The following is an 11950-nucleotide window of genomic DNA, read 5'->3' as shown; positions in this document are numbered from 1 at the left end:
CTGCTGCTGGAGATGGGTGCGCGTTCCACGCCACCCTCGCGGCGTTGACCGAGGGGGCGAACCACTGAGACCGGCGGCACGTGCCAAGAACAGCTACTCGGGTTCGGAATTCGCCGAGTGCCGTTGGAACGTCCGCCACCGCGGGGTGACCATTCAGGACTGGGTGGGCGCCGGTGGGGTCGTCCGCAGCGATTCGACCTCGGCGCGGTGTCGTCGTGCGGCCGGGTCGTCGAACGCCTCGAACAGGGTCGCGGCCTCTCGCAAGTGGTCCGCCGCCGCCTGTGGACCGTCTTTGGCCAACAGTGCGATCGACAGGTTCCGCAAGGCGACCGCCAAGCGCCACTTCTCGTCGAACCCGCGGAACACCTCCACCGCGTACTGGTGGAAGTCGGCCGCGTCCTCCGGTCGGTCCAGGGCGTGGTAGGCCTCGCCGGTGGCGTCGAGGACGGCGGCCTCGCGGATGGCGTCGTTCAGCTGTCGTTGGAGCGACGCGGCGCGCTGGTAGAGGACGAGTGCGTTGGCCGGGGTTCCGAGGGAGACCGCCACCCTTCCCGCCTCCAGCGACCAGAACGCCTCCCAAGCGGGGTTCCTGCGGTCGCGGGCGATGGTCAGTGCTTCCTCGATGTGCTCGCGCGCCCGTCGTGCGTCGCCGAGGAGGCGGTGGGCGTGGCTCAGGCCGCGCAGCGCGTCGCCCTCGCCGCCTGCGATCGCCAGGCCGCGGTACCCGGAGAGGGCTTCGGTGAGCAGGGGCACCGCGTCCTCCGGCCGCTCCAGTTCGATGAGGGCGTTGGCGATGTTGTTGGACGAGACCGCGGTCCAGTAGGCGTCGGCCAGTTCGGTCGCGATCTCCTTGGTCTGGAGGAAGCGCGACAGCGCGTCGGCTGGTTCGTGGTCGCGCAGGTGGACCAGACCCAGTGCGTTGGTCGACGCGACCTCACCGCGGCGATCACCGATCTCCTGCCTGATCGCCAGCGCGGAGGTCTGAAGTTCGACTCCCCTCCGCCGGTCCGCGTGCTGCGCGTGCGCCTTGCCCAGGCTTTCCAGCGCGTCGGCCTCGCCCTTGCGGTCACCCAGCCTGCGAGCGGCCTCCAGTCCGATCGTGCCGGTGGCGATCCAGTCGTCGAAGTGGTTGTAGCGCGCGTAGACCTCGCGCAGGACGTCCGCCAGGAGCCGAGCCACGACGTCGCCCTCGTGCTGACCGAGGTGGCGGACCAGCGCGGTCAGGTTCCGGCGTTCGAACTCGTACCAGCCGAACGCGCCCTCGTGGCTGGTGAACGCGGGGACCGCCGTCCGCGGTGGTGGGACGGGCAAGCTGCGGTCACGTGCTTCGGGAACCAGGGCGAGCACGGCGTTGAACGCCGCGTGGAGGTACCAGACCGCCAGGCGTTCGAGCGCCGCGGACGTCGAGTCGGGAGGTTCTTCGGCCTGTGCCTGGTCGTGTGCGTAGAACCGGAGCAGTTCGTGGAACTCGTACCGGTCCGGCGCCGTGGACTCCAGGAGGTGTGCTCCGGCCAGGTCGTCGAGGAGGCGCCGAGCGGTGGGCACGGGTTCGTCGAGCAGCGCGGCGACCGCGGACGGGCCGAAGTCGTCTCCGGGGTAGAGCCCGAGCAGGCGGAAGAGCCTGCCCGCCTCCTTCGACAGCGCTCGGTAGGACCACGCGAACACCGTCCGCACCGCTTCCGAATCGTCGTCCGACCCGAGCGCGTCCCACAGGCTCGATTCGTCGCGCAGTTCACCGATCAGGTCACCCAGCGGGGTTCGGGGTCTGCTGATCGCGCGTTCGGCCGCGATGCGCAGCGCCAGCGGCAGACGAGCGCAGAGCCTCGCCAGCTCGGCCAGGCCGTCGTCGCTGTCCCGGGGTCGGTGCTCGGCCACCAGGCCGCGCAGCAGCGCGACGGAGTCCTCGACGGGCAGGATCTCCAACCGCAGCCGGTGCGCTCCTTCGCGGGAGATCAGGCCGGAGAGCTTGCTGCGGCTGGTGACCAGCACCAGGCACCCGGCCGTTCCGGGCAGGAGCGGCCGGATCTGCGCGGGTGTGGCCGCGTTGTCCAAGAGCATCAGGATCCTCTGACCGGCCAGCAACGACCGGAACTGAGCCGATCGGGCATCGAGGTCCGCGGGCACGAGGTTCCCCGGCACGCCGAGCGCGCGCAGGAACCTGTCCAGTGCTTCGTCCGGGCTGATGGGTGGACCCGCGTCGTACCCGCGGAGGTTCACGTAGAGCTGGCCGTCCGGGAAGTCGGTGGCCACCTGGTGGGCCCACCGCACGGCGAGGGATGTCTTGCCGACGCCCGCCGTGCCGACGATGACGCACACCACGACCCTGTTGACCGCCTCCCTCGCCATCAGCGTCAGGAACCTGAGGCCCTCGGAGCGGTTGACGAACTCGCGGACGTCCGCGGGCAACTGGCGCGGTACGGGGCTGGGCGGGCGGCGGACCGCGCGGTGGAAGTGCACGCCCCCGTTGATGCTGCGAGCCTGCACCACCTCGTCGGCGAAGCCGCTCAGTTCGTTGTGCGATTCGCCTTCACCACGTGCCTCGTGGTCGTCCATGCCCCGGTGTCAGCTCGCGGTCGGCAACCTGCGAGCCACTTCCCGGTCGAAGAAGTCGCGGAGTTCCTCACCCCGGTCGTACAGGTCCGCGACGAATCCGCCCCAGAAGCGGATTTCGTCGTCGTCCACGCACTTCACCGCTCCCTCCAGGACACCGTGCTCGTCGTAGAGCACCTGGTAGGCGATCTCCACGCCGAGCAGGAAGAGTTCGGGCACCGCGACACCGCCCGCCTCGTACGCCTGGACCGCGTCGCGGTCGACGACGCGGATCTTCCCGCCCACCTCCTGTCGGATGTGGAGAGAGGTCAGCTCCCAGAGCAGGTACGAACTGATCGGCTGTTCCACCACCCTCACGCGGCGGACCTCCATACCGCGTTCGCTGATCCTGCGCTCGTAGTCGGCGACGGTCGAGCGGCCCTTCTCCAGCAGGTCGATGGATCGCTTCCAGTCATTGCGACGGGACGCTTCCCAGCTCTCGTTGGAGGATTCGACGAACTCCTGGCGGCGTTCCAACTTCCAGTTGAGCCCCCTGTTGTCGTGCCAGAAGTTCTCGCGGAAGTCGGCGAGGTACTCGTTCGCGGTCAACCTGGTTCCGGAAAGGACGACGGCTCTCTCATTCATCGGGGATGTCCGCCTTCGCCGCGCGGAGCATGACACCGGGGATCACGACCAGCCTCTCGTCGGCTCCGATGTGCACGTCCTCGGGGAGCCGAGAGCAGTAGGCCGTGGTGAGGTCGCGGCCTATGACGGCGACGTCCCCGTTGGACAACTCCCAGACGTCCGGGCACGACGGGTCGTCGTTCGTGATGCCCAGCTGCGCGGCCGACATTCCGAGCCTCTTGGCGAATTGGGCCACGGGGTTGGCTTCCCAGACACCGCCCATGAGATCCCCCTCGCACTTCGACAACCGTCCCGGAAAGCTGGCTGGACTCGTCGACGGCGGGCGGTCCAGCAACTCCGGGGTAGATGTTAGTGAGGTCTATCCCGTAATCTGGCGCACTAGTGCGGATTTTTCGCTAATCTGGTGGTAGTCCACCGGTATGTGGGCAAGGCCTCCCCTAATGGGTGGACAATTGCCTTGATTGGTGTCGCATTGTGACGCGATTGGCTGACTTGATACCCCCGATCGGGCGAGCTAAGTCATTTAGCGATGATGAATGAGAAAAACCAACCCCGTCCGCATTTCGCGGGTGCCTTCCCCGTGGTGGCCGCGCCGCCGGGAATGACGTGCGTCGGGGAGGTGCGGTCGTGCGGCGGTGAGGTCGTGGGCGACCGCACCGGGTCAGGACCGGGTGTCCTCGTAGGACTGGCGGAGGGTGGTCACGACCGCCTCGCGCAAGCCCGCGCACACGGCGATCGTGACGGTGGAGTCGGCGTCGTGGGTGGTGTCGTCCAGGTCGACCACCACGCCTCCCGCCTCGCGCACCAGGAGTGCGCCCGCGAGCGTGTCCCACGGCATGTTGGAGAGGTTCACGGTGGCGTCCAGCTTGCCCTCCGCCACCCACGCCAGGTCGATCGCGGCGGTGCCGATCATGCGGATGCGCTGTGCTCGGGAACCCAGGCGGGACAGGAGGGCCAGGCGCACGGCGTTCTTGGGGGCCGCGTCGTCGCCCACCGCGAAGTCGCCGATGGAGATCACGGCGTCGGACAGGGCGTCCACCGGGGAGGCCTGGATGCGTTCGGCACCCGAGTAGGCGCCGTGGCCCAGGGAGGCGTGGTAGTCGACGCCGAGGAACGGGAGGGTGATCGCGCCGAGCACGGGGGTGCGGTCGGCGACCAGGCCCAGGGAGACGGCGCACAGGGGGATGCCGCGGGCGAAGTTGGTGGTGCCGTCGATCGGGTCCAGGGCCCACCAGAGGTCCGCGGGGCCGGTGTGGCCGTGCTCCTCGCCGAGGACGCCCACGTGCGGGGCCTCGGTCAGCAGGAAGGTGCGGACGGCGTCCTCGACGGCCAGGTCGACGTCGGTGACGAGGTCGCGTTCCGACTTGGTCGTGACGGTGCCCACGGCGCGGCTGGTGGCGATCCTGCCGCCGATCGCGACCGCTTCGCGGGCGATCGGCAGCAGGTCGTGGTGGCTCAACGGTCGACCGCGCGGGGGAGGTCGGTGGTGAAGGCGTCGACCTGCGGGAGGTCGTGGCCGAGGCGGTCGCGCTTGGCGGTCAGGTAGCCGATGTTGTGGTCGTTGGGGCGCATGAGCAGCGGTTCGCGGGCCGCGACGGTGATGCCGTTGGACTCCAGGGCCTCGATCTTGTCCGGGTTGTTGGACATGAGGCGGACGGAGTTGACGCGCAGGTGCTTGAGGATCCTGACGGCGGGACCGTAGTCGCGGACGTCCACCGGCAGTCCAAGCGAGGTCGCGGAGTCGAGGGTGTCCAGACCCTGCTCGTCCTGGAGGACGTGGGTGCGGACCTTCTCGACCAACCCGATCCCCCGGCCCTCGTGGCCGCGGAGGTAGATGAGGATCCCGCTGCCCTCCGCGACTATCCGGTTGAGGGCGGCGTCGAGCTGCTCGCCGCACTCGCAGCGCATGGCGCCGAAGATGTCACCGGTCATGCACTCGGAGTGAACGCGGATGAGCACGTTGTCCCTCATGCTGGTCTTCCCGTGGACCAGCGCCATGTGCTCGTGTCCGTCCGCGCGGAACGCGACGGCGCGGAAGGTGCCGCGGCGGGTCACCAGATCCGACTCGGCGACGTCCTCGTGGCTGATGGCTTCCTCGTACATCCGATCCCCTCATCGCCCGAGACCGGCCCAGCGTCATTACGCTCGGCCGGGAGTTGCACCGTAACCCGCTCACCTGGTGGAGGTCACCCTGTTCAGCATCACCGTCCGCGACCACGTGATGGTCGCGCACAGCTTCCGCGGCGAGGTCTTCGGTCCGGCACAACGTCTGCACGGGGCAACGTTCGTGGTGGACGCGCGGTTCAACCGGACCGATCTCGACGCGGACAACATCGTGGTCGACATCGGACTGGCCACACAGGAGCTCAAGACCGTCCTCGCCGAACTCAACTACCGGAACCTGGACGAAGTACCCGCTTTCGCCGGGGTGAACACCTCGACCGAGTTCCTCGCCAAGCACATCGCCGACCAGCTGGCGGACCGCGTCCACGCGGGCGCGCTCGGCGAGGGCGCGCGGGGTCTGGCTGCGATCGAGGTCACACTGCACGAGTCGCACGTCGCGTGGGCGAGCTACCAGCGCGCGCTGTGACCGTGCACGTCGTGCTGCCGGGAGGGGTCGACGACCCGTCGGTCCCGAGCGGCGGAAACTCCTACGACCGGCGGGTGTGCCGGGAGCTGGTCGCGCTGGGCGTCGACGTGCGGGAGACCGCCGTGGGCGGCGCGTGGCCGGGTTCCGGCGACACGACGGCGCTGGCGCGCTCGCTCGCGGCGGTGCCCGACGGCGGGGTCGTGCTGCTCGACGGCCTGGTGGCGTGCGGTGTGCCGGACGTCGTCGTGCCGCACGCCGGGCGGCTGCGGCTGGTGGTGCTGGTGCACCTGCCGCTGGCCGACGAGACCGGGCTCGCACCCGACGTGGCGGCGGCGCTGGACGCCGCCGAGCGGGAGGTGCTGCGGGCCGCCGCCGCGGTCGTGGGCACCAGCCCGTGGGCGTCGCGGCGGCTGGTCGAGCACCACGGGCTCGACCCGGACCGGGTGCGCACGGTGGTGCCGGGCGTGGACCCGGCGCCGCTCGCGCCCGGCACCGACGGCGTGTCGAGGGTGCTGTGCGTGGCGTCGGTGACGCCGCGCAAGGGCCACGACGTGCTGCTCGACGCGCTGGCGACCGTGGTCGACGTGCCGTGGACGCTGGACTGCGTGGGGCCGGGGACGGCTCCGCGGCACGGGCTGGGCGACCGGGTGCGGTTCACCGGGCCGCTGCACGGCGAGGCGCTCGACCGCGCGTACGCGGCGGCCGACCTGTTCGTGCTGGCGTCGCGGGCCGAGACCTACGGCATGGTCGTCACCGAGGCGCTGGCCCGCGGCATCCCGGTCGTGGCGAGTTCGGTGCCGGACGCGCTGGGTGGCGGCGGCGTGCTCGTGCCGCCCGGTGACGTCGCCGCGCTCGCGGCGGAACTCCGGCGCTGGTTCGACGACGAACGGGCCCGCGCCGCCCTCCGGGAGGCCGCGCGGAGGCGGAGGGACCAGCTCACGGGGTGGGCCGAAGCCGCCGGGTCGATGGCCGAGGTGCTGGTTAGGGTGCGCGGATGAGCTTCGCTCCCGAATGGCTGGCACTGCGCGAAAGAGCTGACGCCGAGGCCCGCGCGGTGGACCTGCTCGACCCCCTCCGCAAGATCCTTGTGAACCGGACCCCCCTGGTCGTACGTGATCTAGGGTGTGGAACGGGATCGATGGGGCGATGGCTCGCCGGACGGCTGGGAGGTCCGCAGCACTGGGTGCTGCACGACCTCGACCCCCGTCTGCTCGAACTGGCCGGTGCGAGCATGACCGGCGCCGGCGTGACCGTGCAGACGCGGGAGGGAGACCTCACCGCGCTGCGGAGCGAGGACCTCGTCGGCACGTCCCTCGTGACGGCCTCGGCGCTGCTGGACCTGTTCACCTCCGAGGAGGTGGACGGGTTGGCGCGGGCGTGCGCCGGGGTTCCGGTGCTGTTCACGCTGTCCGTGGCGGGCCGCGTCGAGCTGGATCCGGCCGAGCCGCTGGACGTCGAGTTCCAGGACGCGTTCAACGCCCACCAGCGGCGGGTCGTCGACGGTCGTCGGCTGCTCGGTCCGGACGCCGTGACGGCCGCCGTGGCGGCGTTCGAGCGCGTCGGGGCCGAGGTGATCACCCGGCCCAGCCCGTGGCGCCTGGGGCCCGACCAGGCCGCGTTGACGGGGGAGTGGCTGCGGGGGTGGGTCTCCGCCGCCGTCGAGCACGAACCCGCTCTCGCCGCCGAGGCCCCCGCGTACCTGCGCAGGCGGCTCGACGGCGACCTGACCGCCGTCGTGCACCACACCGACCTGCTGGCCCTGCCGAGGGCCGCCTGATGCGCCGCGCCTGGCCGTGGCTGCGCCTGCTCGTGGCCGTCGGGATCCTGGTCGCACTGGGTGTGCGGCTGGGCACCGACGCGTTCCTGGACGGGCTGCGCGCCGTCGACGGCTGGGCGGTGCTCGCCGCGCTGGGCATCGGGTTGCTGACCACGGTGCTCAGCGCGTGGCGCTGGGTGGTGATCGCCCGCGCCCTCGGTCTGCCGCTCGCGCTCGGCACGGCCGTCTCGGACTACTACCGCGGGCTGCTGCTCAACTCCGTGCTGCCCGCGGGTGTGCTCGGGGACGTCGACCGCGCGGTCAACCACGGCAAGCAGTCCGGCGACGTCGGCCGCGGGGTGCGGGCGGTGGTGTTCGAGCGGTTCGCGGGCCAGGTGGTGCTGATCTCCGTCGGCGTGGCGGTGCTGCTCACGCAGCCCGTCCTCGCCGTGGACCTGGCGCCGAACACCGGGGTGGCGGTCGCGGTGCTGGGCGGGCTCGCCGTGGTGGCGGTGCTCGCCGCGCGGTCGCCGAGGGTGCGCGGCGCGCTGGCCACCACGTGGGCGGACGCGCGGGTCGGCCTGCTCTCCCGGCGCACCCTGCCGGGGGTCGCGGTGCTGTCCGCGGCGACCCTGGCCGGGCACGTGGGCCTCTTCCTCGTCGCGGCGCGGGCGGCCGGGGCGACGGCCTCCGCGACCCAGCTCGTGCCGCTGGTCGTGTTGGCGCTGCTGGTGATGGGGCTGCCGGTCAACGTCGGCGGCTTCGGCCCCCGCGAGGCGTTCCTGGCCGTGGCGTTCGGCGCCGCGGGCCTGGGAGCCGCGCAGGGGCTCACGACCGGTGTCGTCTACGGCGTGCTGGCGATGGTCGCGGCGCTGCCCGGTGTGCTGGTGCTGTTCCGCGGTCGCGCCTCACGCGTCCAGCAGGTCGAGGTACTGCCCGAACGACTGGGCCAGGCTCGCGAGCAGCGCCTCGCCCTTGCGGGCTGACGCCAGCGACGGGCGACCGACCACACCGGACTCCGTGTACGGCCCGAGACCGAGCGTCAGCATGTGCCGCCGGTCGTCCGCGAGGTGGTCGCCCGTCTCGTAACCGGGCCGCACCAGGTCCGGGTGCGCGTGCAGCAGGATCGACGTCTCCAGCTCGCCCGCGTGCATGTCGCTGTCGGCGGACGTCTCGACGCCCGCCGACTCCCGAGCCGCCGCCCAGTCCCCGAGTCCGGGGAACAGGGCCATGCGCTCGGCCTCCTGCACGATGTTCGACAGCACGTAGTTGCCGCCGTGCCCGTTGACCAGCACCAGGTTCCGCACGCCGGACCGGCGCAGCGACTCCGCGACGTCCGTCACCACCGCGAACAGCGTGCGCGCCGAGATGCTGACCGTGCCGGGCCACGCCGCGTGCTCCTGCGAGCACGTGATCGTCAACGGCGGCAGCAGCTGCACGCGGTGCGCGTCGGCGACCGCCCGCGCGATCGTGCAGGCGATGACGGTGTCCGTGGCCAGCGGCAGGTGCGCGCCGTGCTGCTCGTGGCTGCCGACGGGCAGGACGGCCACGGTGGCGGCGCGGTCCCGGACCTCGGCGGTGGTGTCAGTCGGAAGCAGGTGCATGGGCCGCACGGTAGTCAATCCGGTGGCACAGCGCCGGAACGCGGCCGTCGGCAAGCTTCGGCAGCACGTCGGGCAGTTCGTCGAACGGGCTCTCGCCGGTGATGAGCGCGTCGAACGCCGGATCGGCCAGCAGGTCCAGCGCCAGCGCCATCCGCTGCGCGTACGTGCGGTCGGGGCGGCCGACGGTGCCGACCTGGCTGCTGCGCACGGTGAGCCTGCGGGAGTGGAAGAACTCGCCGAGCGGAACGCTGATCCTGCGGTCCCCGTACCAGCTCAGCTCCACCACGCGGCCCTCCGGCGCGAGCAGTTCCAGCGACCGCGCCAGGCCCTGCTCGGTGGCGCTGGCGTGCACCACCAGGTCGAGGTCGCCCGCCGCGTCGCCCGGCAGCGCGAACTCCACGCCCAGCGCCTCGGCCACGGCCGCGCGCGTGGGATCGGTGTCCACCAGCTGGACCCGGACACCGGGGAACCTCGCCAGCACCCCGGCGACGCCGCACCCGACCATTCCGCCGCCGACGACGGCGATCCGGTCGCCGATCAGGGGAGCCGCGTCCCACAGCGCGTTCACCGCCGTCTCCACCGTCCCGGCCAGCACCGCCCGCCCCGCGGGCACGGCGTCCGGCACGGGCGTGACCGCCGCGACCGGCACCACGTAGTGCGTCTGGTGTGGATAGAGGCAGAACACCGTGCGGCCCAACAGGTCCGCCGGACCGGTTTCGACCACGCCGACGTTGAGGTACCCGTACTTCACCGGCCACGGGAAGTCACCGTCCTGGAAGGGAGCGCGCATCACCCCGTGCTGGTTCTCGGGAACGCCGCCGCGCAGGACGAGCGTCTCCGTGCCGCGGCTGACCCCCGAGCAGAGGGTGCGGACGAGCACCTCGTCCGGTCCGGGAGAGGCGAGTTCGACAGGTCGGATCTCACTTTTTCCGCTGGAGGTGAACCAAAGTGCCCTCGCCACGCGTGTCATCCAAGAACCTCCGACAAAAACGGGGCCCACTTCAAAGGGGCACGATGACCACACTTCAGCACAGCAAGACGGCGTCCGCCGTGCCCGAGCACGCGGCGTGGGCCGGTGCGCAGATCATCCTGCTCGCCTTCGTCGAGCGCACGGTCGGCCTCGGTGCGCCGGGCTGGCTCGCCGGCATCTCCTACGCGGTCGTGACCTGGTCCCTGCTGGGTTACGCGCTGCAGCGGACCGGGGGCGCGCTGGGACCGGCGGACCGGGTCACCCTGGGCCGCGGCGTCCTCGTCGGGTCCGTGACCGCGATCGTGGTCGACCGCGTGGGAGAGGGGGTGCCGACGGCGATGATGGTGGCGTTCACCGCGGTCGCGCTCGCCCTCGACTGCGTGGACGGCCAGGTCGCCCGCCGCACGGGCACCTCCTCCGCCCTGGGGGCGCGGTTCGACATGGAGGTCGACGCGTTCCTCATCCTCGTCCTGAGCGTCCACGTGGCGTTCTCGTTCGGCCCGTGGGTGCTGGCGATCGGCGCGATGCGCTACGTCTTCGTGGCCGCCTCCTGGGCGTTCCCGTGGCTGCGCGCCGACCTGCCCGCCAGCTACGCCCGCAAGACCGTGGCCGCGGTCCAGGGCGTCCTGCTGGTGGTCGCCGCGTCCGGTGTCGTGCCGTTCTCCGAGCACCTCGTCGGGTTCGCGCTGGCGACGCTGCTGTGGTCGTTCGGCCGGGACACCGCGTGGCTGTTCCGCCACCGCGTCGTGACCGTGGCCGGGACCGTCGCGCCGGTGCGGAGGTACGTCCATGTCTAGCCGGGTCGACACGGCGCGGCGCGTCGGCGACGTCGTGCTGCGGGTGGTCCAGGCCCTGCTGGCCGCCTACTTCGTCTACAGCGGGTACCTGCTGTTCGGGCCGGGCACGATCGGCAAGTTCGAGGAGATCGGTGTCGGCCAGTGGCTGCGCCACCTCACCGGTGTGCTGGAGGTCGCGGGCGCGATCGGCCTGCTCGTCCCGCGCCTGTGCGGGCTCGCCGCGCTGGGCCTGGCCGGGGTGATGGCCGGCGCCGTCACCACCGAGCTGTTCCTGGTGAGCGGCGGTGACGCGACCCTGCCCGCCGAGCTGCTGGTGGTGAGCGCGGTCGTGGCCTGGTTCCGCCGCGACACGGTCCTCGCGCTGCTGCCTCAGCGCTTGGGGAAGTAGCGCAGCACGGCGACGTCGCCGAGCTTGGCCACCTCCTCCAGGTGGAACCGGTGGGCGGGCCCGCCGGGGAACTCGGCGGGGCCCAGGAAGCGCGGGGCGTCGGCCTGCCCGATGAGCATCGGGGCGACGGCCATGCGGATCTCGTCGACCAGACCGGCGGCCAGGAACGCGGTGTGGACCCGTTCGCCGCCCTCGACCATGAGGCGCTCGACCCCGCGGTCGCCGAGGTCGTCGAGCAGGGCACCGAAGTCGACCGCCGGACCGAGCGCCACGACCTCCGCGAGGTCGCCGAGCGCGGCCGAGGCCCGGAGCGCCCCCGAACCGGTGGTGTACACGAGCTTGGCGCCGCCGTGGTGCCAGAAGTTCCACTCCGGGGCCAGGTCGCCGGACTCGGAAACGGTGACCTTCAACGGGAACTCCGACTGTCCGCTCGCGACCCGCGCCGCCCGCCGCCGCGGGCTGTTCACCAGCAGGCGGGGGTTGTCGGCGCGCAACGTCCCCGCGCCCACGAGGATCGCGCCCGACTCGGCGCGGATCCGGTCCACGTGGTCGAAGTCGTCCGCATTGGACAGTGGGAAGCGGTGGCCGCTCCGGTCGTCGATGTGGCCGTCGACGCTGACGGCGACGCTGAGCAGGACGTGCGGTCGGGTCACGGTCCCACCGTAGTCGGG

At 71.7% G+C, this 11950-nt stretch carries 14 protein-coding genes; 6 read left to right on the top strand and 8 right to left on the bottom strand.

Going from position 1 to position 11950, the window contains the following annotated elements; all coding sequences use genetic code 11:
* Positions 1–153 precede the first annotated feature (153 nt).
* From VFZ92_RS40220 to ribA, 5 genes are all read right to left on the bottom strand, one after another.
* A complete protein-coding gene (locus VFZ92_RS40220; RefSeq protein WP_330883034.1) occupies positions 154–2553 on the bottom strand; it encodes an ATP-binding protein in 2400 nt (799 codons plus the stop codon).
* 9 nt (positions 2554–2562) lie between these two features.
* Complete coding sequence (locus VFZ92_RS40215) at positions 2563–3138, bottom strand: DUF6879 family protein (RefSeq protein WP_330883032.1); 576 nt, start codon at positions 3136–3138, stop codon at positions 2563–2565.
* A 28-nt stretch (positions 3139–3166) separates the two neighbouring features.
* Positions 3167–3436, bottom strand: coding sequence for a hypothetical protein (locus VFZ92_RS40210; protein ID WP_330883030.1), 270 nt, complete (start codon positions 3434–3436; stop codon positions 3167–3169).
* Between the two features lie 399 nt (positions 3437–3835).
* On the bottom strand, positions 3836–4633 hold the full coding sequence (locus VFZ92_RS40205; RefSeq protein WP_330883028.1) for an inositol monophosphatase family protein: 798 nt from the start codon (positions 4631–4633) through the stop codon (positions 3836–3838).
* Positions 4630–5277, bottom strand: a complete 648-nt coding sequence (gene ribA / locus VFZ92_RS40200; RefSeq protein ID WP_330883026.1) for a GTP cyclohydrolase II — start codon at positions 5275–5277, stop codon at positions 4630–4632. The genes VFZ92_RS40205 and ribA overlap by 4 nt, the downstream gene beginning before the upstream one ends.
* Positions 5278–5365: 88 nt before the next feature.
* On the opposite strand from ribA, the gene VFZ92_RS40195 reads away from it, so the two are divergent.
* Genes VFZ92_RS40195 through VFZ92_RS40180 form a run of 4 tightly spaced genes read left to right on the top strand, consistent with a single transcriptional unit; the run spans position 5366 to position 8506 of the window.
* Positions 5366–5764, top strand: a complete 399-nt coding sequence (locus tag VFZ92_RS40195; RefSeq protein ID WP_330883038.1) for a 6-carboxytetrahydropterin synthase — start codon at positions 5366–5368, stop codon at positions 5762–5764.
* 2 nt (positions 5765–5766) lie between these two features.
* Positions 5767–6762, top strand: a complete 996-nt coding sequence (locus VFZ92_RS40190; RefSeq protein WP_330883036.1) for a glycosyltransferase family 4 protein — start codon at positions 5767–5769, stop codon at positions 6760–6762.
* On the top strand, positions 6759–7541 hold the full coding sequence (locus VFZ92_RS40185; protein WP_330883024.1) for a class I SAM-dependent methyltransferase: 783 nt from the start codon (positions 6759–6761) through the stop codon (positions 7539–7541). The genes VFZ92_RS40190 and VFZ92_RS40185 overlap by 4 nt, the downstream gene beginning before the upstream one ends.
* The gene (locus VFZ92_RS40180; RefSeq protein ID WP_330883022.1) at positions 7541–8506 is read left to right on the top strand and encodes a lysylphosphatidylglycerol synthase transmembrane domain-containing protein; all 966 of its coding nucleotides are present in this window, start codon (positions 7541–7543) and stop codon (positions 8504–8506) included. The genes VFZ92_RS40185 and VFZ92_RS40180 overlap by 1 nt, the downstream gene beginning before the upstream one ends.
* On the opposite strand, the gene VFZ92_RS40175 is transcribed toward VFZ92_RS40180, so the two are convergent.
* On the bottom strand, positions 8429–9124 hold the full coding sequence (locus tag VFZ92_RS40175; RefSeq protein WP_330883020.1) for a creatininase family protein: 696 nt from the start codon (positions 9122–9124) through the stop codon (positions 8429–8431). The two genes, VFZ92_RS40180 and VFZ92_RS40175, sit on opposite strands and share 78 nt — an antisense overlap.
* Positions 9105–10094 carry a dehydrogenase gene (locus VFZ92_RS40170; RefSeq protein WP_330883018.1) on the bottom strand — a complete coding sequence of 330 codons (990 nt, stop codon included), beginning with the start codon at positions 10092–10094 and terminating at the stop codon, positions 9105–9107. The genes VFZ92_RS40175 and VFZ92_RS40170 overlap by 20 nt, the downstream gene beginning before the upstream one ends.
* A gap of 44 nt (positions 10095–10138) precedes the next feature.
* On the opposite strand from VFZ92_RS40170, the gene VFZ92_RS40165 reads away from it, so the two are divergent.
* Together VFZ92_RS40165 and VFZ92_RS40160 are read left to right on the top strand one after the other, a co-directional pair.
* Positions 10139–10891 (top strand): CDP-alcohol phosphatidyltransferase family protein, encoded by a 753-nt coding sequence (locus tag VFZ92_RS40165; protein ID WP_330883016.1) that lies wholly within the window; start codon positions 10139–10141, stop codon positions 10889–10891.
* Positions 10884–11279, top strand: coding sequence for a DoxX family protein (locus VFZ92_RS40160; RefSeq protein ID WP_330883014.1), 396 nt, complete (start codon positions 10884–10886; stop codon positions 11277–11279). Before VFZ92_RS40165 ends, VFZ92_RS40160 begins: the two co-directional genes overlap by 8 nt.
* Here the strand turns inward: VFZ92_RS40160 and VFZ92_RS40155 are convergent.
* Positions 11261–11932 (bottom strand): RibD family protein, encoded by a 672-nt coding sequence (locus VFZ92_RS40155; protein WP_330883012.1) that lies wholly within the window; start codon positions 11930–11932, stop codon positions 11261–11263. The genes VFZ92_RS40160 and VFZ92_RS40155 overlap by 19 nt on opposite strands.
* Positions 11933–11950 lie beyond the last annotated feature (18 nt).

Source organism: Umezawaea sp. (assembly GCF_036375055.1).
Taxonomy (GTDB): Bacteria; Actinomycetota; Actinomycetes; order Mycobacteriales; family Pseudonocardiaceae; genus Umezawaea.
Note: the sequence above shows the minus strand (reverse complement) of the source record. Positions and strands in the feature narration are given on the sequence as shown.

What these genes read in the sequence shown, in the direction of transcription:
- VFZ92_RS40210 (WP_330883030.1), bottom strand. Translation starts at nt 3,436, where the DNA reads ATGGGCGGTGTCTGGGAAGCCAACCCCGTGGCCCAATTCGCCAAGAGG.
- VFZ92_RS40185 (WP_330883024.1), top strand. Translation starts at nt 6,759, where the DNA reads ATGAGCTTCGCTCCCGAATGGCTGGCACTGCGCGAAAGAGCTGACGCC.
- VFZ92_RS40160 (WP_330883014.1), top strand. Translation starts at nt 10,884, where the DNA reads ATGTCTAGCCGGGTCGACACGGCGCGGCGCGTCGGCGACGTCGTGCTG.
- VFZ92_RS40170 (WP_330883018.1), bottom strand. Translation starts at nt 10,094, where the DNA reads ATGACACGCGTGGCGAGGGCACTTTGGTTCACCTCCAGCGGAAAAAGT.
- VFZ92_RS40220 (WP_330883034.1), bottom strand. Translation starts at nt 2,553, where the DNA reads ATGGACGACCACGAGGCACGTGGTGAAGGCGAATCGCACAACGAACTG.
- ribA (WP_330883026.1), bottom strand. Translation starts at nt 5,277, where the DNA reads ATGTACGAGGAAGCCATCAGCCACGAGGACGTCGCCGAGTCGGATCTG.
- VFZ92_RS40180 (WP_330883022.1), top strand. Translation starts at nt 7,541, where the DNA reads ATGCGCCGCGCCTGGCCGTGGCTGCGCCTGCTCGTGGCCGTCGGGATC.
- VFZ92_RS40175 (WP_330883020.1), bottom strand. Translation starts at nt 9,124, where the DNA reads ATGCACCTGCTTCCGACTGACACCACCGCCGAGGTCCGGGACCGCGCC.
- VFZ92_RS40165 (WP_330883016.1), top strand. Translation starts at nt 10,139, where the DNA reads ATGACCACACTTCAGCACAGCAAGACGGCGTCCGCCGTGCCCGAGCAC.